Genomic DNA, 24083 nt, shown 5'->3' on the forward strand with positions numbered 1-24083 from the left:
TTGAAAGAGAACCCTTTTAGAGACTCAGAAAAGATATGGGTCTTAGATGGTGGAATGGGAACAATGCTTATGAGGAAAGGAGTAGACGTCAATTATGCTCCAGAGCTCCTTAATATGGAAAAACCAGAAATTTTGAAAGAAATCCATAGAGAGTACATAGAAGCTGGAGCAGATATCATAGAAACAAACACTTTTGGCAGTAATAGGATCAAACTTTCTCACTATGGTCTTGAAAATAGAGTAAAAGAGCTAACTGCTGCAGGAGTTAGGATTGCAAAAGAAGCAGCAAAAGATAAGGCCTTAGTTGCACTTTCTGTCGGCCCGACAGGTGTATTTGTAGAACCTGTTGGAGACTATACTTTTGACGAACTTGTGGATGTTTTTAAAGAACAAATAGAAGCTGGTGCCGAAGCAGGTGCCGACCTTGTTTTGATTGAAACAATGTCCGACACAAAAGAAGCAAAAGCAGCAGTTGTTGCTGCTCAAGAAGTTTGTGATTTACCTATAATGGTAAGCATGACTTATCAAGCTGATGGTAGAACTCTTCTTGGAACTCCGCCTGAAGTCTCTGCAGCAATATTTGAAGGTTTTGGTGTTGCTGCTATTGGTGCAAATTGTTCACTTGGTCCTGAAAGCTTTGTTGATCTTATAAAAAGAATGGCTAATATTACAGATACTCCAATTATCATTTATGCAAATGCTGGCCTTCCTGTTTTAAAAGATGGAAAGACTTACTATCCTGAACCTCCAGAAACTTTTGAAAAATATGCACCTCTTTTTGTAGAAGCAGGTGCAAACATAATTGGTGGCTGTTGTGGAACTACTCCAGAACACATAAAGGCCATCAAAGAAGCAGTTAAAACTCTAAAACCTATTAAGAAAAATCCTACTAAAGGATTAAAGGTTGCAAGCAGAACAGAACTTGTAATAATTGGAACTAACCATCCAACAAGAATAATTGGAGAGAGAATAAATCCAACTGGAAAGAAAAAACTCCAAGAAGCTTTAAAGAAAAAAGATTTCTCGTTAGTAAAGGAAGAAGCTAAAAAGCAAGTAGAAGAGGGAGCAGATATACTTGATGTTAACGTTGGGGTTCCAGGGATTAACGAAGCACAAGCAATGGAAAAAGCAGTAAGAACAGTCATTGAAACTGTTAACGTTCCAATAATGATAGACAGTAAGGATCCTGAAGCTGTTGAAAGAGCCTTAAAAATGTGTGATGGAAAGCCGATAGTCAATTCTTGTTCAGGAGAAGAAAAAGACATAAAGAACATACTTCCACTTGTAAAAAAATACGGTGCAAATATTCTTGTTCTTGGAATTGATGATGAAGGGCTAAAAGAAAAAGCCGAAGATAGAGCAGCCATTATAGATAAATTAGTAGAAGAATGTCAAAAACTTGAAATACCAAAAGATTTCATAATTGCAGATGTTTTAAATCTTGCAGCAAGTGCAATGCAGGAAGCAACAAGAGAAACTCTTAAAGCAATAAGAATTGTTAAGGAAAGACATGGAATTGCAACTACTCTTGGTGTAAGTAACGTTTCTTTCGGGCTTCCAGGAAGATCTCTTCTTAACTCATCCTTTATGGCCATGGCAATAGAAGCAGGACTTGATTCTGGAATTGTTAATCCAGCTGATTCGAGAATGGTAGAAACTATCTATGCTTCAGACGTGTTAGTTGGAAAAGACAAAGGAGCTACTCGTTACGTTGAAAAGTTTCAAAACTATAAACCTAAAACAGAGGACAAAGAGTGCAGAGAGCTCCTTAGAAAGATTTGTCAGATTTCTTGCGCTTTCTTAGAAGGAGAAAAAATAAGTTTTGAAGTAGAAAGTGAAGGTAAGAAGAAAAAAAAATCCTTAGAGGAAGACAAAAGTAAAGAAGATGAAAGTATTCCGCCAGGAATTTTAGGAAAAATCTTCAAAAAAGTTCTTGAAGGAGATAAAGAAGGAATAATTAAACCAACTGAAGAAGCTTTAAAAGAGTTTGAACCTATGGAAATAAGCGATAAAGCTTTAATTCCTGCTCTTGACGTTGTTGGACAAAGATTTGAAAAGGGAGAAATCTTTCTTCCCCAAATGCTTAGATCTGCTCAAGCAGTTCAATCAGCCTTTGAAATTATTAAAAGAGAAGTCAAAAAAAGAGGAGGAAACGTAAAAGTAGATGGAAAAATTGTAATGGCAACAGTTTATGGAGATGTTCACGAAATAGGTAAGAACATTGTAATAACAATGCTTGAAAACAGCGGATTTGAAGTGATAGATCTTGGTACAAACGTTCCTCCAGAAAAAATAGTAGAGGTTGCCAAAAAGGAAAAAGCAGATGTTGTAGGTCTAAGTGCTCTTATGACAACAACTTTACCGTCCATGGAAGAAACTATAAAAAAGTTAAGAGAAGCAGGACTTGATGTTCCTGTAATTGTCGGTGGTGCTGTTGTAACTCCTGAATATGCTAAAGAAATAGGAGGACACTACAGTGAAGATGCACAAGAAGCTGTTAAAATAGTGAGGAAAATTTTAAACATTTCAGATTAGCAAAGGAGGACGTAAAATGGAAAATTACATCAATGAAACAGACCTTAACGTTCACAAGGAAATACAGGAGTTAAAGTCTTTAATAAGAGATATTCCAGACTTTCCAAAACCTGGCATCATTTTTAAAGATATTACTCCTTTACTCCACAAGCCTTGGGCTTTTCAAAAAATTATAGACTACATAGGAAATAGATATATTGGTCTTGGAGTTGACATAGTTGCAGGAATAGAATCTAGAGGTTTTATTCTTGCTTCAGCTCTTGCTTACAAAATAGGAGCAGGTCTTGCAATTATTAGAAAACCTGGAAAGCTTCCTTACAAAACTATAAGTGCTACCTATACACTTGAATACGGAGAAGACAAGATAGAAGTTCATGAAGATGCTATTCAAAAAGGAATGAAAGTTGTCCTTATTGATGATGTTCTTGCAACTGGTGGAACAATGAGTGCAGCTATTGATCTTGTTGAAAAGTTGGGAGGAAATATCGTAAGTGTTGATTTCCTTCTTGAGCTAACATTCCTTAATGGAAGGAAAAAAATCACAGATAGAGGTTATCCTGTATTTTCACTCATTAAGTTTTAACGATGGAGAAGTACAGTGAATAGATTCTTTTTGTTAATCTGTTTCTTTATGCTTAGTATTAACGCACTTGCATCTTCAGAGTATAAAGAAAAACTTTTACCAAAGTTTGCATCGACAATATATGATAGAGATGGACATATTATTGGCTTTTTCTATAAAGGAAAATTTAGAATCTATGCATCTTATAAAGAGATACCAGAAAACTTAATAAGAGCAGTTATAACAGCAGAAGATGAAAGGTTCTTTGAACATAAAGGTATAGACCCCCTTGGAATTCTTAGAGCAGCAGTAACAGATATTTCAAAAGGAAAAGTAGTCCAAGGGGGAAGTACAATTACTCAACAACTTGCAAAAATGGTGTATCTGTCTCCTAAAAGAACTGTAGAAAGAAAGTTAAAAGAACTTGCACTTGCAAGAGAGCTAGAAGAAAAGTTAACGAAAAAGGAAATCCTTGAGCTATATTTAAACTACGTTTATCTTTCAAATGGAGCTTATGGAGTAAAAGCTGCTGCATGGGTTCTCTTTGGAGTAAGTGATCTTAAACAACTTACTCTAGCTCAGTGCGCACTTCTTGCAGGAATCATTAGGGGTCCTGAATATTACAACCCTTTTAAACATCCAGTAAGAGCTAAGAAGAGAAGAGATTTCATTTTGAAAAAAATGTTAAAAGCAGGATACATTTCAAGAAAAGAGTATGAAAAGGCTATTAATGAGCCACTTACTCCTCTTGAAAAACCTAATAAACCCAAAACAGCCGGTTACGAGCTTGACCTTGTAAAATTTGAAATTGCGAGAAAAGGATTAGTTCCATACAACTCTATATTTACAAGTGGATATAGGATAAAAACCACTATAGACGAAGAAATTCAGAAGTTTGCTCAAGAAATACTTTCTAAATATGATCAAAAGTACTCAGAAATCCATAAACTTGAAGACCTTCAATGTGCTGGAATGGCAATAAATAAAAAAGGAGAGGTACTATTTGTCGTTGGAGGTAAAGATTACAAAACAAGTAAATTTAACAGAGCTTTCCAAGTCTTAAGACCAATAGGTTCTACAGCAAAACCTATGACTTATCTAACTGCTTTTCAAAATGGGTGGTCTCCATTAGATTTCGTTCCAAACGAACCTTTAGAAATTCCAACTGGGCAAATTGACAACGAAACGGGAGAAGAAAAAATTTGGAAACCTGAAAATTATTCAGGAAAGTTTACTCCCTTTATTCAAGTAAGAGAAGCTCTAATTCATTCAGTAAACGTTGCAACTATTTATTTAGCGTTAAATTTTCCTCAAAAAATAAGAAAAAATATGATTGCCTTTGAACTTATAAAGAAAGACTCTCCTTTTGACTTATCCTATGTTCTAGGAAGTTTTCCTGCAAATTTATACAGAATTATAAGAGCCTATTCTGCAATTCAAGACAATGGAATACTAAAAGAACCTTACGTGGTAACAGAAATAAGAAGTAAAAATGGAAAAATAATTTATAAAGGATATCCAACTATAAAACCAGTTTCAGATCCTTTTTCTATTCAGCTTATAAGATCTATACTTCAGGACGTAGTGAAGGAAGGAACAGCAAAGAGGATATCTTATCTAACAAAATGGTTTGATGTAGCTGGTAAAACAGGTACAACTAATGATTGGAGAGATACTTACTTTACAGGATTTACAACTTCTTTTATTATGAGCATATGGTTTGGAAGGGATAGCTATGAAACAATGTGGAAGGGAGCTACAGGTGGAGGAGTAGCTGCACCTCCATGGGCTGAGATTGCCAAGGAACTTTGTTCAAAATACGGTTGTGAGCAGTTTGAACCACCATACGAAGAAATAGTAAAGAACTACCCTCTTCCAACTCACTTCCCCGAAGAGGAAATGAAAGAAGCTTACTATGATGAATTGATAAATTCATTGGGCGAAAAAGCTGATAAAGCAAAAATTCAGTAGAAAGAAACTTACAATGATCTTTAAAATTCTAAGTTAAAGTTAAGTGTTATAATTGCTAACAATCCTTAAAGGAGGTTTCTCAGTGGAAAAAATAATTCCTGTTTCCATAGAAGACGAAATGAAACAATCTTACCTTGATTACGCAATGAGCGTAATCGTAGGTAGGGCATTACCTGATGTTAGAGATGGTTTAAAACCTGTTCATAGAAGGATTCTTTACTCAATGTATCAACTCGGGCTTTATCCAGATAAGCCTTATAAGAAAAGCGCGAGAATTGTTGGTGAATGTTTTGTAAAAGGAACAAAGGTTTCCACACCTGCTGGATTGAGAAATATAGAGGATCTTAACATTGGTGATGAAGTTTTTACTTCCACAGGGGTTAGAAAAGTAACAGAACTTTATGTAATGCCTCCTCAACCTCTTAAAGAAATAGAGCTTGAAAACGGCATAAAGCTTAGATGTACTTCAGGACAGATGTTTAAGGTTTTGTCTCCTAAAGGTAAGTTTGAATGGAAAAAAGCTGATCAATTAAAAAAAGGAGATGTTTTACTTCTCAGAGCAGCTTATCCTAAAAATGTTCCTTATAAAAGGAAAGAAGGTATTACTTTAAACGAAGAAGTTGCTTATTTAACGGGACTTTTCTGTGGCGATGGATGGATAGAAAAAGACAAAAGAGGCTATCACCGTTTCGGATTAACAATACCTTCTCTTCCTGAAGCAGTGGAAAAAGCAAAAAGAATCCTTGAAAAAATAGGAATTCCTGTTTCGTTCAGCGAAATCCGATCAGATATAAGAGTTTCTTCTTCGTTTACAAAAAAGCTTATGGAAATTCTCGAGTGTGATGAAAATATCAATGCTCTGACGAAAAAGATTCCTTCTTGGCTTTTTGAATCTAAGAAAGAAGTTATACTCTCGTTTTTATCAGGATTAATTGACTCGGACGGCTTTGTTCACAGAAAAAGAAATGTTATCATTATTGCTCTTACTTCAAGAAAACTTGTTGAGGAACTTCAACTACTTCTGTTCTCTCTTGGAATTCCTTCAAAACTTTATTGTCAACCGCCAAAAGATGGATATATAAACGGTAGAAGAATAAAAGGGAAACATTCCCTTTATTATTTGGAGATTACGGGTAAATATGTTGTTGCTGCACTAAATGCTCCAATTAAACCCATAAAAGCAGAGAAATTTAACTTTCGCGGTCTAAAAAGAAACAAATCTGACGAAATACCTTATATGGGTTCACTTCTTCTCAAAGAGTTTTCGGAGAAACACCTGGGTGGAGGCTGGTACTCACAAATTGATGGAAAGAAAATAAGATGTGGACTTAAGTACAAAGATGGAGCAAAAATCCGTTACAGTAAAGGCTTAAAAGAGAAATTCAGACTTTACAGAGATTCTCTTGAAGAGCTTGGTATCTTGAAAAAAGCAGAACTTATAGGTTCTAAATACACAGACTTTCTCAAGTCTGTTAAGGAGTTTAATTGGTTTTTCTGCAAAGTTAAGTCAGTTTCCAATATTGCACCCGAAGTTACTTACGATATTCAAGTAGATGAAGATCATGAGTTTGTTGCTAATGGTGTAGTAGTTCACAATTGTCTAGGTAAATTCCATCCACACGGTGACACAGCAGTTTACGATGCTCTTGTCAGAATGGCTCAAGATTTTTCAATGAGATATCCACTTATTGATGGACAGGGAAACTTTGGTTCTATTGATGGTGATTCCCAAGCTGCAATGAGATATACTGAAGCAAGGCTTTCAAAGATTTCAATAGAGCTCCTAAAAGATATAGAAAAGGATACCGTCGACTTTAGGCCAAACTTTGATGAAAGCTTAACAGAACCTGAAGTTTTACCTGCTAGATTTCCAAATCTTCTTGTAAATGGTTCGGCCGGAATTGCTGTTGGAATGGCAACAAATATTCCTCCTCATAACCTTAAAGAGGTCTGTCAGGCAGTCAAGTATATGGTTGATCATGAAGAAGCAGAAACTCACGAGCTTCTCCAGTTTGTTAAAGGACCTGATTTCCCAACAGGTGCCGAAATCATAAATCCTGAAAACCTAAAAAAGATTTATGAAACTGGACGAGGAAGTGTAACAATAAGAGCAAAACATACCATTGAAGAAGTTAGAAAAAAAACAGCTATTGTAATTACAGAACTACCGTACCAAGTGAATAAAGCTGCTCTTATAAAACAGATTGCAGACCTTGTTAAGGAAAAGAAAATAGATGGTATTTCCGATATAAGGGATGAGTCTGATAGAGAAGGAATAAGGGTGGTAATTGAGCTAAAAAGAGATGCTACTCCTGAAGTAGTTTTAAATAAACTTTATAAGTTTACTCCTCTCCAAACGAACTTTAACTTTAACATGATTGCTCTTGTAAATGGTGAACCAAAACTTCTAAACCTGAAAACTTATCTAAAAGAATTTATTGAATTTAGAAGAGAAGTTATTCTTAGAAAAACTACTCATGAACTAAAAAAAGCAGAAGCAAGACTCCACATTTTAGAAGGTTTAAAAATAGCTCTTACTAACATAGAAAGAGTAATTGAAATTGTAAGAAGTTCTGAAAGTCCAAATATTGCTCAAGAGCTCCTTGAAAAGGAGTTTGGCCTTTCCCAAAAGCAAAGCAAAGCAATTCTTGATATGAAACTTCAAAGACTTACAGGTCTTGAAAGAGAAAAGATAGATTCTGAATATGAAGCTCTTGAAAAGGATATTGAATACTATAGATTTGTTCTCTCAAACAGAGAAGAACAGAAAAGACTTATAAAAGAAGACATTGACGAGATCATCAAGAATTATGGTGATGAGAGAAAGACTGCTATAGTCTCTAAGGAATCAGAAATAGATATTGAATCAATGATAGAAGAAGAGGAAGTTGTAATTTTTCTAACTCACAAAGGCTTCATAGCTAGAACTTCTGCAAAAAGTTATAAAACTCAAGGAAGAAGTGGAACAGGAGTAAGAGGAATAAGGACAAGAGAAGGTGATTTTGTTAAAGATGTAATTACCGCATCTTCAAAAGACTATCTTCTCATATTTACAAATCAAGGAAAGGTTTACTGGTTAAAAGCTTACGAAATTCCAAAAACAGAAAAGTCAACTCGTGGTCAATCAATAAGAAACTTTTTACCTGGGATGTCTGGGGCAGAAGTTGTATCAAGAATTATTCCTGTAAAAGATTTCTCTGAGAAAAAGGACATATTCTTTGTCACCCAAAGAGGATACGTTAAAAGAACTTCTCTTTCAGAATTTTCTAATCCACGTTCGACAGGAATAAATGCTATAAACCTTGAGCCAGGAGATAGACTTATTTACGTTGGTCTCGTTGAAGAAAAAGATAATATCCTCCTTATTTCGAAAGGAGGAAGAGCCATTAGATTTCACGTTCAAGATGTTCGACAAATGGGAAGAAGTGCAAGAGGCGTCAAAGGAATGCTTCTTGATGAAGAAGATAGAATTATGGCAGGAACAGTTGTTCAACCTGACGATGTGTACTTGCTAATAGTTATGGAAAAAGGATATGGAAAAAGAGTTCTACTTTCAGAATTTCCTCTTCAAAGAAGAGGAGGAAAAGGATTAATAGCTGCAAAACTCAGTGAAAAAACAGGAAAGATAGCTGATGCAATAACTTTAAAAAATGAAGAACCTGTAATTATCGTTTCAAGGAATGGAAAAATAATAAGAGTAAATAGCAGTGATGTACCTGTTTACAGCAGATACACAAGAGGTGTAAGAATTCAAAAGCTTTCAAAAGAAGATGTAGTTGTTTCTGTTTCTAAGGTTCAAGAAAAGCTGGAGGAGAGTAATGATTGATATAAAACTTCTTAGAAAAGAACCAGAAAAGGTTAAAGAACTCCTTTCAAGAAGAGATAAAAAATATATTGCAATGGTTGACGAACTTCTTGCCGTTGATAGTGAAAGAAGAGCTATCATCTCAGAGGTTGAAGATTTAAAGGCAAAAAGAAATAAATATTCAAAAGAGATAGGAAAGCTCTTTAAAGAAGGAAGGAAAGAAGAAGCTCTTAAACTTAAATCAGAAGTAGAAAAAATATCAGAAAGAATTGTAAGCCTTGAAAAAGAACTTACAGATATAGAAAAAAAGTTTGAAAGATTGATTCTTTCCATTCCAAATCCTCCTCACGTTTCTGTTCCTATCGGAGAAGACGAAGAAGACAACGTAGTTATCAGATACTGGGGTGAAAAACCAGAATTTTGTTTTGAACCTTTACCTCACTGGGATATTGCAAAAGAGCTTAATATTCTCGATTTTGAAAGAGCTACAAAGCTTGCAGGTTCAAGATTTGTTATTTACAAAAAGTGGGGAGCAAAATTAGAGAGAGCTCTCATAAACTTTATGCTTGACCTTCACACAAGCAATCACGGTTATGAAGAAATAATACCGCCATTTCTTGTTAACACAAAAACAATGACAGGAACAGGACAACTTCCAAAGTTTGAAGAAGACCTATATAAGATCGAAAATGAAGATCTTTGGCTTATACCAACAGCAGAAGTTCCTCTGACAAATATTCACGCTGGAGAAATACTTCCTGAAAAAGAGCTTCCAAAGTACTATACAGCTTATACTCCTTGTTTTAGGAGAGAAGCTGGTGCTCATGGAAGAGACGTTAGAGGAATAATGAGACTTCACCAATTTAACAAAGTTGAGCTTGTAAAAATAGTTCATCCAGAGACTTCCTACGAAGAGCTTGAAAAACTTGTTAGAGAAGCTGAAAAAGTCTTACAGCTTTTAGGACTTCACTATCGCGTAGTGGAGCTTTGTACAGGAGACCTCGGATTCTCTGCTGCAAAAACCTACGATATAGAGGTATGGATACCTTCTCAGAACAAGTATAGAGAAATATCTTCATGCTCAAATTGTGAAGATTTCCAAGCAAGAAGAGCTAAAATACGTTTTAGAGACAAAAATGGCAAAACAAGATTTGTTCATACTCTAAACGGTTCGGGGTTAGCCGTTGGAAGAACTGTAATTGCAATCCTCGAGCAGTATCAGCAGGAGGATGGTTCAGTTATCGTCCCAGAGGTTTTAAGGGATTACATTAAAGTTGACGTATTAAGTAGCGAAATGTAAAAGGACAAACAGTTTGAGGCTAAGGAAAGGTTTTACACTTGGTGAACTAATAGTCGTCATTGCAATAATTGGAATTCTTTCTTCTTTGGTAATGCCAAGTATCATAAATTGGATACACAAAATCAAGGTTAAAAGCTTTTCAGAGGAAATACTTTCTGATTTGGAGTGGGCACGTTGCTTAGCATTTAAGAAAGGAAGCAGTAAAGTAGAATTTCAGAGTGATAGATATTTAATATACGTTCCTGAAAATTCTACTTCTCCAATTAAGGAAAAAGTAGCCCCTGAAAAGATTGCTATTAAGGCTAATTTAGATTTAGAAAAAACAAGAATAAAATTCAAAAGAAACAAGCTTCCTGATACAGGTGGAAATATTGAAATAAAGGATTCTGAATCTGAAATTATTTATTATAAAATAGTTATCAACTCTACTAGTGGGAGAATTTATTTAGAGAAAATACAATGAAAAGAAAAGGTTTTTCAATCGTTGAGGTCTTAATAGCCCTAGCCATTTTCTCTATAGCTATTCTTGGTATTGGAGCTACAATAGTTTACAACATTAAATTTGCAAAGATAAATAAACTAAGAGAGAGAGCTCTTTACAAGGCTGATAAATTGCTAAATTATTTAACATCTCTTCCATATGATAGTTCCTGTCTTACTGTTGGAATCCGGAATTGTCAAACAGATGCTGGAACCTGTTGTAATGGCTTTGCTGGAGATCCAAAAATAAGTTACTCAGTAGAAAACCTTGAAACAGATATGAAGAAAATATCAGTGACTGTAAGGTTTAAAAGTGGAGATTATGAAGGAGGTGTGTCTTTAGAACAGATTAAAGGAAACTGGTAATGAGGAAAGGATTTACTTTAATAGAAATTCTTATTGGAGCTTTAATAGGTATCATAATAGTTTTAGCATCCACAATTTTTTTCTCTTATGGATATCGTTTGATTTTAAATACTATTTCTAATTCAAGAAGTAATACTTCTATTTTTCAAGTAGAGGAAATAATCAATTCTGATTTGAGAAAAGCAGGATATGGAATAGAGGACCCAACTACTTATCCTCCTGTTGAATGGAATTTAGAACTAAAAAAACTTATTGTTAGATATGTTGATTATGAAAAAGATGATATAGACTGTGAAAATGAAACTTTTGGAGACAATAACACTCCCGAGTGTGATTATATCATTATCTATCAACTTAAAAATAATAACTTATATAGGTTCGTTGATAAAGGAGCAAATGGCAACAGCTCTTCTGCTCCTATGTTCGACGGAAATCTGATAAAGATAGAGGATTTCTTTGTTTCAATAAATAACACAACTCATGCAGTAGAATATGCTATTAATGGTACAACACTAGAAGGAAATTTTACAATTGGGGATACAGTTATCTGTAGAAACTGGAAATAAACTTTTTTAGAGATTTTAGGATGAAAGCAAAAAAAGGTTTTATACTTACAACAACACTTGCAATCATTACCATTCTCACAATAGCTGGAGCTATTGGTTTATATATTGTAACCAAAGAAACAAGAGTAACTGTTGACACTTCAGACTCCATAAAGGCTCTAAAAGCTGCTGAAAGTGGTGTAGAAATAGCAATCATAAAATTGAAAAATAGGCTAATTACCTCTTTTCCTTATTCTTTTTCTGGCACAATAGGTAATGCAACTTATACAGTTACTCTAGATGTTAATGGAAACAGTTTTATAATAGATTCTAAGGGTAAAAAGAATGATGCAGAAAGAAGAATTGTAGCTTCCGTAGAAAAAAAAGGTTCTACGTTTTTTCCCTTTTCAATAAATGGAGAACTTAGAATTAACCGTTTTCATAATAAAGGAAGAAGTCGAAGCTGGACGGATGCACAGTTGGGTGTAAAGAGTATTTCTGAAGAGTTGAAAAAAGCATTTGAAGAAAGTGCTTTTACTGTCAGAGTAGATCCTTCAGGTTTTGATTTTCCAAAAGCTTCTAACATCGATATTTCTCCTGAAAAATACTGTAGTGATGTAGAACTCAGCAAGGATAAAAATTTAACGCTTAGTGATTTAAAAGAGTTGTTAAAAAATAAATCAGGAACCGTTTTTATTTGTGGTAAAAACATATCCATTGAAGGTATAGGATCAGAAAACGCTTTAGATTTTGATGCAGACTTATTTATAGTGGCAAAAGAAAATGTAACAATAAGTAGTGAACTTAAGTTTACAGGAAACAAGCAGAGTGATAATTCAGCTGATAATTTGTCTTTTATAGCAGGAGGACAGATTATATTTAACAGCAATGCAGGAATAGACTTTTCTGGTTCTCAAGAAGGATATAACATTCTTCTTTATGCTCAAAAAGGGATTGAAAGCACGTCTTCTAACAACTTGATAAAAATCTCAGGTAACCAAAACACAGAATACACCTCAAATGTCTTTATAATAACTCCGGAAACAGTAAGAACTAAAGGAAATTTAATTTTTGAACCATCAACAACAAAAAAAGATGTCAATTTTTTGATTTGGGCAGATAAAGGAATTGAAAGTGAACAAGGAGGGTTTAAAATAACTGGAAATTCAGGTAATACTTTTGATAATAATGAAAGAAATTTTTCAATATTAGTTTCTAATGGAAACGTAAACCTTAACTTTTGGTTTTTTGCTGGTCAAGAGCAAAGAAGTGGATTAAGTTACGATGAAATAAAATATTATTGTGAAGAAGATACGACTATTCCTAGCTTTTATAAAAATATATACTGCCAACTTAAAGACATGATAGATGGAAGAGACTCAAAGACATTTGAAATTAAAAGCTGGAAAATATATTAGAACGTGAATTGTTCCCCTAAGTATATTTTTTTGACAATTTCTTGTTTAGCTACTTGTTGGGGTGAGCCTGACGCTATAACCTTTCCATGTCCTATTATATAGGCTCTATCAATAATCCTTAGAGTCTCTCTCACGTTATGGTCAGTAATTAAAATTCCAATGTTCATTTCTTTTAACTCTTCAATTAACTCCTGAATTTCATAAACCGCTATAGGATCAATTCCAGCAAAGGGTTCATCAAGAAGCAAAAATTTGGGATTTATAGTTAAAGCTCTCGCTATTTCTAATCTTCTTCTTTCTCCTCCAGAAAGTGAGTTTGCCTTTTGTTTTCTAAGATGTGTAATTCCAAATCTCTCAAGAAGCCAATCAGTTTTTTCTTTTATTTCTCTTTCTGAAAATCCATGCATTTCAAGAATAGCTTTTATGTTTTCTTCAACTGTTAATTTTCTAAAAATAGAAGGTTCTTGAGGGAGATATGAAATACCTTTTCTTGCTCTTATATAAGTTGGGTCATTAGTAACATCTTCTTCTCCAAGAAGAACTCTGCCACCATCAGGTTTTATTAAACCAACAATACAGTAAAAAGTAGTAGTCTTTCCTGCTCCATTAGGACCTAAAAGTCCTACAACCTCTCCTTCCATTACCTTTATAGTTACGCCGTTAACGACTTTCCTTTTGTTATATATCTTTGTTATGTTTTCAGCTCTGAGAACATTTAAATCAACGACTCTTTTCACTTTCTTTTCCACCTTTTATGAGGTTTTTGTTCTTTTCTTCTGGAAATATTACAGTTTTTACTCTTTGTTTTATGCCTTCAACTGTTACACGCCCATCTTTATAAGCTATTATTTCATCTCCAACAACAAGATTCTCTTTTTGTTTTAACTTAGCATTCCCTATAAGAACTGCTTTTTCTTGCACAGGATAGTAATAAAGCTTATTGCACCAACCTTCTCCTCTTGGATCTTTTATATAGACGTGACCTATAACCTCTATTTTTTCGATATAACGATCAGTTGGATCAAAATAAACAATTAATTTATCTCCTTTCATTATAGTTTTTTCTCTTTGAGCAATAACATTACCAATATAGGTAGCCATGTGTTTTTTTTGAATATAAATAAGCTTTTGAGATTCAATAACTATTGGAGTAGAAGTTTTCTCTTTAGTTTCTCCAAGAGCAGAAAGAGAAATAGACATAAAGAAAATTAACAAGGAAACTACTAATCTCATTTTATAGCCTCTCCGAATTTAGATTTAACGTTAGATTGGATTATAACTTTTTTATCTTTAAGCTCTAATTGACATCCTTTACCTGTCACTCTTTTATCATTATCAAAAGTAAACTCACATGTAGTTTTAGTGGTAAAAATTTCTTTGTCCGTGTAGTAAGTCCCATAAGGTGCTTTTCCTCTAAGATTTTTACCAATTAGAGTAACCTGCTTTAGATGTACCAACTTCTTGTTTTGATAATATACAGCTTCATCTGCAATTAGAAAAAACTTATCTTTATCATAGATAACAAGCTGAGGTTTCTTTAAGTGAATTTCTTCTCCTTCAAAGAGAGCTTTAGGGGCTCTCAGTATCCACTTTTTTACTCCTTCTGATTTAAGAACAAAATCTTTTATTACCTGTTTTTTGTGAGTTTCTACATTGAGTTTTTCAGGCGGAGTTTCTTTGCGCATTATAAGAACAATAAATGGAAGAATAGAGATAATAGCCAAAAACACGGCTACTTTAAAAAATTTTTCCCTCACTCTATTCCACCTAAGAGATATTCAATAAAATCCCTAACTGCTCCTTTACCGCCTGGGAAAGAAGAAACAAACTTTACTTTTTTCTTAACTACCTCCACAGCATCTTTTGGAGCTCCTGAAATACCTACTCTCTCAAGAATAGGTAAATCAGGTATATCATCTCCCATAGCAGCTATTTCTCTGTCCTGTAAACCGTATTTGGCTTTTAAGATTTCATAGGATTTTAATTTATTATCCACTCCTTGAAAAATGTCTTCAATTCCCAATTCTTTACACCTTTTTTCTACCATAGGAGAAAACCTACTTGTGATTACAGCAACCTTGATTCCTTTCTTTATGGCAGTAACTACTGCATAACCATCTTTAACATTAAAACTCTTGTACTCTCTTCCTTCACTGTCATAGGTAATGGTACCATCAGTCATAACACCATCAACATCAAAAATTATAAGCTTTATCACAACAAAAACTCCTTTTAATAAAATAAAATTACACGTAAATTCTACATATTTTTGATTTGAAGAAAAAACTGTGTTGATTAACTTAATATAACTTTTTTCATAAACGTTATTTAATTAACTTTCTTTTATAGTAATTGCTATAAAGAGCTCCAACAGGATTATGAGCTAGAACTCTATCTTTAACAATCAAAGTAGTTACAGGAGCTCTTGAGTGCATTTGAAAGAGCATATCATGGCCAATGCAAAGTCCAACAATTACGTTCATGTCAGTTCCGACTTCATTTAAAACTTCAGCTTGACCAATCGGATTACAGGAAGCCTCTAAGGTGTCAGGATTTATTTTTTCAATATTTAACTCAGATTTATCTATTCCTCCTATCTTACATATAGCTGAAAAGACTTCAAATCCGCAAGATTCTAAAATTTTCGCAAGAGTTCTAGCTTCTTCCAAAAGGCCTATACAAAAAGCTATACCAATTCTTTTGAATTCCATTCTTTTTGCAAATTCAATAAGTTCTTCCACTCTTGTCAATTTGCAGTAAAATTCCTTCTCAATATGAGAAGAAACTGTAAGTAACTTTCTTTCAAATTCAGATAATTCTTCCAAAATTCCTTTTAAATTTTTACATTCCTTTCCTTCTCTATAACAAGCTGGAAAGTAGCATCTATGACACTTCAACAAAACTCCTCTCTTACTTTGATAGCATTGTAAAAATTATTTTATTAAATTTTAGATTAGCAAGGATACTGTATCACTGATATAATCTCTGTATAATTTCCAGTACATTCAAATTAGGTTTAAGTTAGGAGGAAAAGATGTCCGAAATTTTTAAAGGAAGAGCTTTTAAGTTTGGAGATGACATTAATACTGATGAAATTATTCCAGCAAGGTATCTCAATACTTCTGAGCCATCTGAACTTGCAAAACATGTAATGGAAGATGCAGATCCTGAATTTCCTCAAAAAGTTCAAAAGGGAGATATCATTGTAGCTGGAAAGAATTTTGGATGTGGTTCTTCAAGGGAACATGCTCCTATAGCGATTAAAGCTGCGGGAGTATCTGCTGTAATAGCAAAGTCCTTTGCAAGGATTTTTTATAGAAATGCTATTAACATTGGACTTCCCATATTTGAATCTTCTGAGGCAGTAGAAGGAATAGAAGAAGGAGACATTGTTGAAATTAATCCAGAAACGGGAGTTATAAAAAATCTTACTAAGGGAACAGAATACAAAGCCAATCCAATTCCTCCAGATATTAGAAGAATAATGGATGCTGGTGGACTTATGGAATACGCAAAGCAAAAATTAGGATTGAAGTAAAGATTTAAAAGGTTAGATGATTAGGCACTAAAAATTAGCAATAACTTTGGAGGTGAAAATTGAAAACTTTTAAGATTGCAGTTCTACCAGGCGATGGAATAGGTCCAGAAATAGTTAAGCAGGCTGTTAAAGTAATGGATGCTGTTTCTGAAAAGTTTAATGTTAAGCTTGAATACAATTATGGTCTTATTGGTGGTGCTGCTATTGATGAATGTGGAATTCCTTTCCCTGAAGAAACAAAAGAAATAATTCTTTCATCAGATGCTGTCTTACTTGGTGCTGTTGGAGGACCAAAGTGGGATAATCTTGATTTTTCAATAAGACCTGAAAGAGCTCTCCTTGGAATGAGAAAACTCTTAAACGCTTTTGCAAACTTAAGACCTGCAAAACTTTACGATGAACTTATTGATGCTTCTACTTTAAGACCTGAGGTTGTTAGAGGCGTAGACATTATGGTTGTTAGAGAACTCACCAGTGGTATCTACTTTGGAATTCCAAGAGGAATTTTTGAAGACGATGGAGAAAAAGTAGGAATTAATACTCTTAGATATAGAGAACATGAAGTTGAAAGAATTGCAAGAGTAGCTTTTGAAGTTGCGAGAAAGAGAAACAAAAAGGTAACAAGTGTTGATAAAGCTAATGTTCTTGAAGCTACTGTTCTTTGGAGAGAAGTTATCGAAGAAGTTCACAAAGAGTACGAAGATGTTGAACTTAACCATATGTACGTTGACAATGCAGCAATGCAGATAATCAGATGGCCAAAACAGTTTGACGTTATAGTTACAACAAATATTTTTGGAGACATTCTTTCTGATGCATGTGCAATGCTTACAGGTTCTCTTGGAATGCTTCCATCAGCAAGTATTGGCGGAAAGATAGGTCTTTATGAGCCAATTCATGGTTCAGCTCCGGATATTGCGGGACAAAATATTGCCAATCCTATTGCAACTATTAATTCTATTGGAATGATGTTCACTTATTCTTTTGATATGCCTGAAGTTGAAAAAGCAATTGACGAAGCTGTTAAGGGAGTTCTTGCTAAAGGTTATAGAACTAAAGATATCTGCTCTGAAGGAACTAAACTTGTTTCAACTGAGGAAATGGGAGACTTGATTGCTGAAGAAATAAAGAAATTGTAGAGATGATATAAAAGATGTCACCCCCTGAAATTCGGGACTATAGTAAAGAGGCAACCTTTAAAGGCAGGAGGCTGGATTTTTCCCTGGGGAATAAGCCCCGTGCGTGGAGATTAGCCGATGCCTCCTGCCGGCTAATTATAGTGGCGGGAAGCGCCGTATTGGAGTATGGGAATAGTCCCGAAGCAGAGGTTGCAAAACACAAAACATATCAGGGGGTAGAGATGAAGGAGAAGGTAGAGAAAACACTGTATGTCGGAGTGGACTACCACAAAAACAGCTTTACAGCAGCTTATTTAGATTGTCTGACAGGGATACTTAATACCAAGAAGTACGAAGCAGAAGAGTTAGAGAAATTTAAAAATCACCTAACAACTTTTAGGAAAAAAGGATATTCAGTAAAAGTTGCGGTAGAAACCTTAACAGGAGTAACATTTTTTACGGAGGAGATAAGGAACTGCGTTGATGAAATAACTTACGTTAACACTAACAAATTTAAGAACATTCTAAAAGGTGTTAACAGTGCTAAAAACGACAGGATAGATGCAGAAACGATAGCCATTTACTATGAAATGGGCTTACTTCCGACAGTTTACGTCCCGACGAGAAAAGAAAAAGAGCTAAGGATAAAGATGAAAGAGAGAGATAGCTTTGTAGATATGAGAAAAGGGGTAATTAACAGACTTCATAGCCTATTGCTTGAATATGGGATAAAGACAAACAAGAGAGAACTCACCACGAAGAAAGGGATGGAAAGGATAAAGGAAGAAACGAAGAAGAAAGTGCCTCCGTCATTACGAGAAACGATATGGAGGCAAATAGAAACAATAGAATACTTAACAGATAAGATAAGAGAGACAGAAGAAGATATCAAGAGTTTTATAGGAGAAGATGAGGAGCTTAAGGGAAAAGTAGAACTTCTAAAAAGCATACCTGGAGTAGGAGATATAGTAGCTATAGCCTTTATATCTGCCGTATGTAACGAAGAGAGGTTTGAAAACGGAGACAAGGTAGCGGCTTATTTTGGACTTGTTCCTCGTGTTAATAGCAGTGGAAACGAAGTTAGAAATGGAAGGATAACAAAGAAAGGGGACAGCAGAACGAGGAACAAGATTATCCAGGCTACGAGAGCGTTATTGAACAGCAAGTTAGACAATTCAGTTAAAAGATTTTACGAAGGGTTAGTTAAGAAAGGTTTAGAGAAGAAGAAAGCGCTGATAGCTGCGGCGAGGAAATTGGTTAAAGTAATGTTCGCAGTTTTGAGAGAGAGAAGGCAATTTATGGATTTTGTTGAAAATAAATGCAACCTCTGTGTTGGGGGTTGACATCTTTCATAGGAGGTAAGAAATGAAGGGATATAGAGTTGCTGTTGTTGGTGCAACAGGAGCAGTTGGACAGGAAATGATAAGAGTTTTGGAGGATAGAAAATTTCCTGTTTCCGAGATAAAACTTCTTGCATCTGCAAGGTCTGCTGGAAAAAAACTCAAGTTTAAGGGAGAAGAAGTAGTTGTAGAAGAATTAAAACCTGAATCTTTCGAAGGAATTGATATGGCTCTCTTTTCTGCAGGTGGAGACAGAAGTAAGCAATTTGCTCCTGAAGCTGTAAAAAGAGGTGCTATTGTAATTGATAACAGCTCTGCTTTCAGAATGGAACCGGACGTTCCCCTTGTAGTTCCCCAAGTAAATCCTGAAGATGTTGACTGGCACAAAGGAATAATTGCAAACCCAAACTGTTCTACAATCCAGATGGTTGTAGTTCTTAAACCTCTTTATGATATATCAAGAATAAAGAGAGTTGTCGTATCTACTTATCAAGCAGTTTCTGGTGCTGGTGCTGCAGCAATAGAAGAGTTAAAAGAGCAAACAAAAGCTGTTCTTGAGGGAAGAGAGGTCCCTCCTCCTAACAAAATTCCAAGACAGATAGCGTTTAACTGTGTTCCTCATATAGATAAGTTCTTTTCTGATGGATACACAAGAGAAGAACATAAGATGATAAACGAAACAAAGAAAATTATGCATGACGATAGTATAAAAGTCTCTCCTACTTGTGTAAGGGTTCCGGTATTTATAGGTCATTCAGAGGCTGTAAACATTGAATTTGAAAAACCAGTTTCTTTAGAAGAAGCAAGAGAAGCTCTTGAGAATGCTCCAGGTGTTAAAGTAATGGATGATATTGAAAACCTTGTCTATCCTACTCCTATAGATGTTGCAGGAAAAGATGATGTTTTAGTAGGAAGGATAAGGAAAGATGAAACAGTAGAAAATGGCATAAACTTATGGATCGTAGGAGACAATCTTAAAAAAGGAGCTGCTTTAAACGCAGTTCAAATTGCTGAAGTCTTAATAGAAAGGGGATTGATATAATTCGGAGATAATATGGAAGAAAAGCTTAAAGAAATTGCTAATTCAATACCTGAAGTTAAGTCATTATCGATTGTAGATGAAGAAGGTTTTATTCTTTATAAATTTGATAAACCTGGCCTTGACGTAGATCCAGAGGAAATTTCAGTTCATATAGTAAATCCTGTAAAGACTTTAGTAGAAAGCATAGAGGATATATCTGGAGAAAAAGATAGCTTAGAGGAAATGGTTTTGTTCACGGAAAAACATGTACTTTTAGTTTATAAACTTGTAAATGATACATATCTTGTTGCACTTGCCGAAAGAGATCATCTATATGGAAAAATACGGTTTAAACTTCGTGCCAAGCTTAATGAGATAAAACTATCGTTATAGGGGGGAGAAATGGCGAAGCTTTGGTATCTTGGGCATTCAGCATTTTACCTTGAAGGAGAAGGCATTAAAGCTCTTATAGATCCATTTCTTTCAGAAAATCCTTGGAAAATTGCTAAACCAGAGGATTTTAAAGATCTTAATTATATTTTTGTAACCCATGCTCATGGTGATCATCTTGGTGATGCTATTGAAATAGCAAAGAAAACAAATGCGGTAATAGTTAGTATTTTCGAAGTAGCTCAATACTGCCAATCTAAGGGAGCAAATATTCATGCAATGCATATCGGTGGTACTTTCAATTTTCCATTTGGAAGGGTAAAACTTGTTCCAGCATCTCATGGAAGTTCTGTAATTGAGGATAATAAAGTCATTACTCTTGGAAGTCCATGTGGAGTAATTATTGAAGTAGAAGGTAAAAACGTTTATCATGCTGGAGATACAGGACTTATTGCTGAAATGGAACTCCTTGGAAAATACGAAAATATAGAGATTGCTCTTCTTCCAATTGGTGGGAATTTTACAATGGACATTAAAGATGCAGCCATTGCTTCAGAACTTATAAAACCAAAAGTTGCTATTCCAATGCATTTTAAGACATGGCCAATTATTGATGCTGAGCCTGAAGACTTTAAAGCCCTTGCAGAAAAAAGAGGAATCAACGTTCAGATACTCAATCCAGGAGATGAAATAGAGTTCTAATGAAGATAGGGGTAACTCTCTCGGGCGGCTTTATAAAAGGAGTCGCCCATGCAGGTTTATTAAAAGCTCTTGAGTATAAAGGAATATCTCCTTCTTTTATAGCAGGTTCTAGTTCTGGTGCGGCAATAGGAGTTCTCTATGCTGCTGGATATTCTCCTGACAAAATAAGAGAACTTTCTTTGGATCTTAATTGGAGAAAACTGACAAAACCTTCCTTTAAAGGAGGACTTTTTTCTCTTTCCGGTCTAAGAGCTAAACTTAAAGAACTTATAGGTGATATAGATTTTAAGGACTTAAAAATTCCTTTTGGATTAACAGTAGTAAACTTAAAAACTCTAAAAGTTGAATTCATAACTGAAGGAAAAGTCATAGACTACGTTGTAGCTTCATGCTCAATTCCTCCAATTTTTACTCCTTATCAGATAGGAAAAAATTATTACATTGATGGAGGGATAAGAAATTGTCTTCCGGCCGAAATGGTAAAAGCTTCAGGATGTCGCATTAACATCTGCTCAAATGTAAATGAAATATCTGAAAAGTTTGAACCTTCCTCAATAAAAGATGTTTCATTAAGAGTTAGCTTCGCATCAATACTAGAAAATCAAGAAATGAGATATAAATATTGTGATGTTCTTGTAAACCATTGCTTTGAACAATTTAGCTTTGATTTTGAAAATATAGAGGAAATTTTTGAATTAGGTTATAAAAATGGACTTAAAGCTTTTGAAGAGATAGAAGATTGGTTGTAATAGCTTTACATGCTATTATAAGCGTTATAGTTTCTAAGGAGGAACTATGCAGATTTTAATATTATTCATTAGCTTTTTATTCTTAACTAACTTTGCCTTTGCAGATATAACTTATGTTGTAAAAAGAGGTGATAGTATAGCTAAAATTGCTAAAAATTATGGTGTATCTGTAAAGGATATAATTAAAGCTAACAATTTAAAAAGACCTTATATAATTAGAGTTGGACAGAAACTAAAAATACCTAATAAAAGTCGAAGAATTGAAAAAAAGTTTGTTTACTATACTGTAAAAAAAGGAGATTCTCTTTCAAAAATAGCAAAGCGATTTAGGACGTCTATAAAAAAACTTATAAAGATTAATAATTTAAAGAAACCATACATAATTAGACCTGGTCAAAAACTAAAGGTTCCGGTAAAAAAGAGCTATCTTGTAAAAAGAAATTTGAAAAAGAAAAGTTCGAAAAAGAAAAAAAATAGTCAATTTGTCTATAAATCATCTCTTCTTTCGAAAGTACCGGTTTATAAGTACTATCGTGTCAGAAAAGGAGATTCTGTTCTCAAAATAGCAAAGAAATTCCGAGTTTCTCCGAGAATGATAATAAGAGAAAATCACTTAAGAAAGCCTTACATTCTTAGACCAGGGCAAAAACTAAAAATACTAACAGGTTATAAAGATGTATTGAAATTAAATAGGCCCGTTCAGTTTAGGTTTCCTCTTGATGGAAGAATTGATCCAACAGTTAGAGAAAAGGGATATCCTGGAATATTTATCCTCAGTAATCCTGGGAAAAAAGTTAAAGCTGCAGAGACAGGAATTGTAAAGTTTGCTGGAAAAGATGAACATTTTCTCAAACCTTATGGAAACGTAGTAATAATAGAACATCCTAAAGGTTATCAGACCGTTTATAGTAATTTAGACAAGATTTTTGTAAAACCTAAGCAAATAGTTAAGAGAGGTGATGTTATCGGAACGGCAGGAATATCAGGAGACTGGGGTAAAAGTGGGATTTATTTTGAAATAAACAAAATATACAACAGAAAGATATATCAGATTAACCCGCTTGAAGTTTTAAAATAGCTTTTGTTAGTCTTTCTTCGCTACCTTTATAATAGGTTTTTCTTTTTTAGTAGCTTCCGTCTCTTCTTTTCCTTCTAGCCCTTTTTTAAACTCTTCTTTTGCAACAAAGAAGGATTTAATAAGATTGATGATCTTATCCCATCCGAATATGATACCAACAACAATAAGGAGAAGTATTATCTTTGTTAGCAACCTTTACCTCTTTCGTAGAATAAATATTAATAGTAATATTTATTCTACATCATTCTAACTTATTCATCATGACTTTACAAAATATTTACAAAATATTTACAAAATATTTACAAGTTATTTACAATTTGTTAGTATAGACGAATTAAATGTATAAAATAAGGAGATGAAAATGCTTTATGACTTTGTAATCTTTGTAATAGTTATGACAATAGCAGGAATTTCTCTATGGCTTCTTTCTATTGTTACTTCTCCGAAGAATCCTCATCCTGTAAAAGAAGATACTTATGAATGTGGCCTTCCTGCTCCTGAACCAATAATCTCTAGTGTTAATTTTCAGTATTACTTTTATGCAATCATTTTCATTGCAATGGACATCGCAGGTGTTCTTTTCGTTCTCTATGCAATAGGAAAAGGAAATCCTTCATTTGGATGGATATTCATCCTCTTTTCATTTCTTCTAATGATTCCTCTTTCATACGTTATGCTTGGAGGAAGAAAAGAATGATTTTAAAGTTTTTAGATTGGTCTAGAGCTAACTCTCCATGGGGAGTTCATTTTTGTAGTGGTTGCTGTTCCTTAGAAGTTTTAGCTCTTATGGGACCTCGTTTTGATTGGGAACGGTACGGTTTTATGATGACTCCAAGTCCCAGACAAGCTGACTTCATAATTGTCACGGGCCTTGTTTCAAAGAAGGTTCTTCCAGTTCTTCTAAGGGTTTACCAACAAATGCCGGAACCAAGATATGTTTTTGGAATGGGAGCTTGTGCTGGAGGTGGAGGACCATACTGGGATTCAGACTTTGTGGCAGTTGATGTTTCCCAATATATTCCTTTTGACATTTTTGTTACAGGTTGTCCTCCAAATCCAGAAGCTACTCTTGAAGGACTTCTTAAGTTAAAAGAAATAATACTCAAAAATAAAAACAATGCTGCAAAGAAATATCCAAACAAAATGGAAGAAATTAATTATTAAC

The 24083-nt window shown here is 34.3% G+C and carries 25 protein-coding genes and 1 pseudogene; 20 read left to right on the top strand and 6 right to left on the bottom strand.

What is annotated here, in order from left to right; genetic code table 11:
- The 10 genes and pseudogenes from DESTER_RS05940 to DESTER_RS05980 all read left to right on the top strand — a co-directional run bounded on the left by DESTER_RS05940 (position 1) and on the right by DESTER_RS05980 (position 12982).
- A complete protein-coding gene (locus DESTER_RS05940; RefSeq protein ID WP_013638746.1) occupies positions 1 to 2535 on the top strand; it encodes a homocysteine S-methyltransferase family protein in 2535 nt (844 codons plus the stop codon).
- A 61-nt stretch (positions 2536 to 2596) separates the two neighbouring features.
- On the top strand, positions 2597 to 3118 hold the full coding sequence (locus tag DESTER_RS05945) for an adenine phosphoribosyltransferase (RefSeq protein WP_041737879.1): 522 nt from the start codon (positions 2597 to 2599) through the stop codon (positions 3116 to 3118).
- 15 nt (positions 3119 to 3133) lie between these two features.
- The gene (locus tag DESTER_RS05950; RefSeq protein WP_013638748.1) at positions 3134 to 5068 is read left to right on the top strand and encodes a transglycosylase domain-containing protein; all 1935 of its coding nucleotides are present in this window, start codon (positions 3134 to 3136) and stop codon (positions 5066 to 5068) included.
- A gap of 118 nt (positions 5069 to 5186) precedes the next feature.
- Positions 5187 to 5366 (top strand): annotated as a pseudogene (locus tag DESTER_RS08555) (DNA gyrase subunit A); the annotation flags it as partial.
- Between the two features lie 27 nt (positions 5367 to 5393).
- Positions 5394 to 8894: a DNA gyrase subunit A gene (gene gyrA, locus DESTER_RS08205; RefSeq protein ID WP_425477279.1), complete on the top strand. Its 3501-nt coding sequence runs from the start codon at positions 5394 to 5396 to the stop codon at positions 8892 to 8894.
- Complete coding sequence (gene serS, locus DESTER_RS05960) at positions 8887 to 10173, top strand: serine--tRNA ligase (RefSeq protein ID WP_013638750.1); 1287 nt, start codon at positions 8887 to 8889, stop codon at positions 10171 to 10173. Before gyrA ends, serS begins: the two co-directional genes overlap by 8 nt.
- Before the next feature lie 13 nt (positions 10174 to 10186).
- A complete protein-coding gene (locus DESTER_RS05965; RefSeq protein ID WP_013638751.1) occupies positions 10187 to 10636 on the top strand; it encodes a prepilin-type N-terminal cleavage/methylation domain-containing protein in 450 nt (149 codons plus the stop codon).
- Positions 10633 to 11019, top strand: coding sequence for a type IV pilus modification PilV family protein (locus DESTER_RS05970; RefSeq protein ID WP_013638752.1), 387 nt, complete (start codon positions 10633 to 10635; stop codon positions 11017 to 11019). The genes DESTER_RS05965 and DESTER_RS05970 overlap by 4 nt, the downstream gene beginning before the upstream one ends.
- Positions 11019 to 11585: a hypothetical protein gene (locus DESTER_RS05975; RefSeq protein ID WP_013638753.1), complete on the top strand. Its 567-nt coding sequence runs from the start codon at positions 11019 to 11021 to the stop codon at positions 11583 to 11585. The genes DESTER_RS05970 and DESTER_RS05975 overlap by 1 nt, the downstream gene beginning before the upstream one ends.
- A 20-nt stretch (positions 11586 to 11605) precedes the next feature.
- Positions 11606 to 12982 carry a pilus assembly PilX N-terminal domain-containing protein gene (locus DESTER_RS05980; RefSeq protein WP_013638754.1) on the top strand — a complete coding sequence of 459 codons (1377 nt, stop codon included), beginning with the start codon at positions 11606 to 11608 and terminating at the stop codon, positions 12980 to 12982.
- Here the strand turns inward: DESTER_RS05980 and lptB are convergent.
- The 5 genes from lptB to DESTER_RS06005 all read right to left on the bottom strand — a co-directional run bounded on the left by lptB (position 12979) and on the right by DESTER_RS06005 (position 15879).
- Positions 12979 to 13719: an LPS export ABC transporter ATP-binding protein gene (lptB, locus tag DESTER_RS05985; RefSeq protein ID WP_013638755.1), complete on the bottom strand. Its 741-nt coding sequence runs from the start codon at positions 13717 to 13719 to the stop codon at positions 12979 to 12981. The genes DESTER_RS05980 and lptB overlap by 4 nt on opposite strands.
- Positions 13703 to 14215, bottom strand: coding sequence for a lipopolysaccharide transport periplasmic protein LptA (lptA, locus tag DESTER_RS05990; protein ID WP_013638756.1), 513 nt, complete (start codon positions 14213 to 14215; stop codon positions 13703 to 13705). Before lptA ends, lptB begins: the two co-directional genes overlap by 17 nt.
- The gene (lptC, locus tag DESTER_RS05995; protein WP_013638757.1) at positions 14212 to 14739 is read right to left on the bottom strand and encodes an LPS export ABC transporter periplasmic protein LptC; all 528 of its coding nucleotides are present in this window, start codon (positions 14737 to 14739) and stop codon (positions 14212 to 14214) included. The genes lptA and lptC overlap by 4 nt, the downstream gene beginning before the upstream one ends.
- Positions 14736 to 15200 carry a KdsC family phosphatase gene (locus tag DESTER_RS06000; RefSeq protein WP_013638758.1) on the bottom strand — a complete coding sequence of 155 codons (465 nt, stop codon included), beginning with the start codon at positions 15198 to 15200 and terminating at the stop codon, positions 14736 to 14738. The genes lptC and DESTER_RS06000 overlap by 4 nt, the downstream gene beginning before the upstream one ends.
- Positions 15201 to 15306: 106 nt before the next feature.
- Positions 15307 to 15879 carry a DUF1847 domain-containing protein gene (locus DESTER_RS06005; protein ID WP_013638759.1) on the bottom strand — a complete coding sequence of 191 codons (573 nt, stop codon included), beginning with the start codon at positions 15877 to 15879 and terminating at the stop codon, positions 15307 to 15309.
- 137 nt (positions 15880 to 16016) lie between these two features.
- Between DESTER_RS06005 and leuD the strand changes: the two genes are divergently transcribed.
- The 8 genes from leuD to DESTER_RS06045 are packed head-to-tail and all read left to right on the top strand — an operon-like array spanning position 16017 to position 22918.
- The gene (gene leuD, locus DESTER_RS06010; RefSeq protein ID WP_013638760.1) at positions 16017 to 16520 is read left to right on the top strand and encodes a 3-isopropylmalate dehydratase small subunit; all 504 of its coding nucleotides are present in this window, start codon (positions 16017 to 16019) and stop codon (positions 16518 to 16520) included.
- A gap of 59 nt (positions 16521 to 16579) precedes the next feature.
- Positions 16580 to 17659 (top strand): 3-isopropylmalate dehydrogenase, encoded by a 1080-nt coding sequence (gene leuB, locus DESTER_RS06015; protein ID WP_013638761.1) that lies wholly within the window; start codon positions 16580 to 16582, stop codon positions 17657 to 17659.
- A gap of 14 nt (positions 17660 to 17673) precedes the next feature.
- Positions 17674 to 18981 (top strand): IS110 family RNA-guided transposase, encoded by a 1308-nt coding sequence (locus DESTER_RS06020; protein WP_013638762.1) that lies wholly within the window; start codon positions 17674 to 17676, stop codon positions 18979 to 18981.
- A gap of 22 nt (positions 18982 to 19003) precedes the next feature.
- Positions 19004 to 20020, top strand: a complete 1017-nt coding sequence (locus tag DESTER_RS06025) for an aspartate-semialdehyde dehydrogenase (RefSeq protein ID WP_013638763.1) — start codon at positions 19004 to 19006, stop codon at positions 20018 to 20020.
- 12 nt (positions 20021 to 20032) lie between these two features.
- Positions 20033 to 20392: a roadblock/LC7 domain-containing protein gene (locus DESTER_RS06030; protein ID WP_013638764.1), complete on the top strand. Its 360-nt coding sequence runs from the start codon at positions 20033 to 20035 to the stop codon at positions 20390 to 20392.
- Positions 20393 to 20401: 9 nt separating this feature from the next.
- Positions 20402 to 21091, top strand: a complete 690-nt coding sequence (locus DESTER_RS06035) for a metal-dependent hydrolase (protein WP_013638765.1) — start codon at positions 20402 to 20404, stop codon at positions 21089 to 21091.
- A complete protein-coding gene (locus DESTER_RS06040) occupies positions 21091 to 21840 on the top strand; it encodes a patatin-like phospholipase family protein (RefSeq protein WP_013638766.1) in 750 nt (249 codons plus the stop codon). Before DESTER_RS06035 ends, DESTER_RS06040 begins: the two co-directional genes overlap by 1 nt.
- A gap of 46 nt (positions 21841 to 21886) precedes the next feature.
- Positions 21887 to 22918: a M23 family metallopeptidase gene (locus DESTER_RS06045; protein WP_013638767.1), complete on the top strand. Its 1032-nt coding sequence runs from the start codon at positions 21887 to 21889 to the stop codon at positions 22916 to 22918.
- A 6-nt stretch (positions 22919 to 22924) separates the two neighbouring features.
- Here the strand turns inward: DESTER_RS06045 and DESTER_RS06050 are convergent, their stop codons facing one another.
- Positions 22925 to 23110 (bottom strand): twin-arginine translocase TatA/TatE family subunit, encoded by a 186-nt coding sequence (locus DESTER_RS06050; RefSeq protein ID WP_013638768.1) that lies wholly within the window; start codon positions 23108 to 23110, stop codon positions 22925 to 22927.
- Positions 23111 to 23279: 169 nt separating this feature from the next.
- On the opposite strand from DESTER_RS06050, the gene DESTER_RS06055 reads away from it, so the two are divergent.
- Together DESTER_RS06055 and DESTER_RS06060 are read left to right on the top strand one after the other, a co-directional pair.
- On the top strand, positions 23280 to 23615 hold the full coding sequence (locus tag DESTER_RS06055) for an NADH-quinone oxidoreductase subunit A (protein WP_013638769.1): 336 nt from the start codon (positions 23280 to 23282) through the stop codon (positions 23613 to 23615).
- Complete coding sequence (locus tag DESTER_RS06060) at positions 23612 to 24082, top strand: NADH-quinone oxidoreductase subunit B (protein ID WP_013638770.1); 471 nt, start codon at positions 23612 to 23614, stop codon at positions 24080 to 24082. Before DESTER_RS06055 ends, DESTER_RS06060 begins: the two co-directional genes overlap by 4 nt.
- Position 24083 lies beyond the last annotated feature (1 nt).

The organism is Desulfurobacterium thermolithotrophum DSM 11699, assembly GCF_000191045.1.
Taxonomy (GTDB): Bacteria; Aquificota; Aquificia; order Desulfurobacteriales; family Desulfurobacteriaceae; genus Desulfurobacterium; species Desulfurobacterium thermolithotrophum.

Bases quoted from the DNA above. Each gene is read 5' to 3' on its own strand.
- DESTER_RS06020 (WP_013638762.1), top strand. From the start codon at position 17,674: ATGTCACCCCCTGAAATTCGGGACTATAGTAAAGAGGCAACCTTTAAA.
- DESTER_RS06060 (WP_013638770.1), top strand. From the start codon at position 23,612: ATGATTTTAAAGTTTTTAGATTGGTCTAGAGCTAACTCTCCATGGGGA.
- DESTER_RS06025 (WP_013638763.1), top strand. From the start codon at position 19,004: ATGAAGGGATATAGAGTTGCTGTTGTTGGTGCAACAGGAGCAGTTGGA.
- DESTER_RS05975 (WP_013638753.1), top strand. From the start codon at position 11,019: ATGAGGAAAGGATTTACTTTAATAGAAATTCTTATTGGAGCTTTAATA.
- DESTER_RS06045 (WP_013638767.1), top strand. From the start codon at position 21,887: ATGCAGATTTTAATATTATTCATTAGCTTTTTATTCTTAACTAACTTT.
- DESTER_RS06030 (WP_013638764.1), top strand. From the start codon at position 20,033: ATGGAAGAAAAGCTTAAAGAAATTGCTAATTCAATACCTGAAGTTAAG.
- lptA (WP_013638756.1), bottom strand. From the start codon at position 14,215: ATGAGATTAGTAGTTTCCTTGTTAATTTTCTTTATGTCTATTTCTCTT.
- DESTER_RS06035 (WP_013638765.1), top strand. From the start codon at position 20,402: ATGGCGAAGCTTTGGTATCTTGGGCATTCAGCATTTTACCTTGAAGGA.
- leuD (WP_013638760.1), top strand. From the start codon at position 16,017: ATGTCCGAAATTTTTAAAGGAAGAGCTTTTAAGTTTGGAGATGACATT.
- serS (WP_013638750.1), top strand. From the start codon at position 8,887: ATGATTGATATAAAACTTCTTAGAAAAGAACCAGAAAAGGTTAAAGAA.
- DESTER_RS05970 (WP_013638752.1), top strand. From the start codon at position 10,633: ATGAAAAGAAAAGGTTTTTCAATCGTTGAGGTCTTAATAGCCCTAGCC.
- DESTER_RS06040 (WP_013638766.1), top strand. From the start codon at position 21,091: ATGAAGATAGGGGTAACTCTCTCGGGCGGCTTTATAAAAGGAGTCGCC.
- DESTER_RS06055 (WP_013638769.1), top strand. From the start codon at position 23,280: ATGCTTTATGACTTTGTAATCTTTGTAATAGTTATGACAATAGCAGGA.
- DESTER_RS05980 (WP_013638754.1), top strand. From the start codon at position 11,606: ATGAAAGCAAAAAAAGGTTTTATACTTACAACAACACTTGCAATCATT.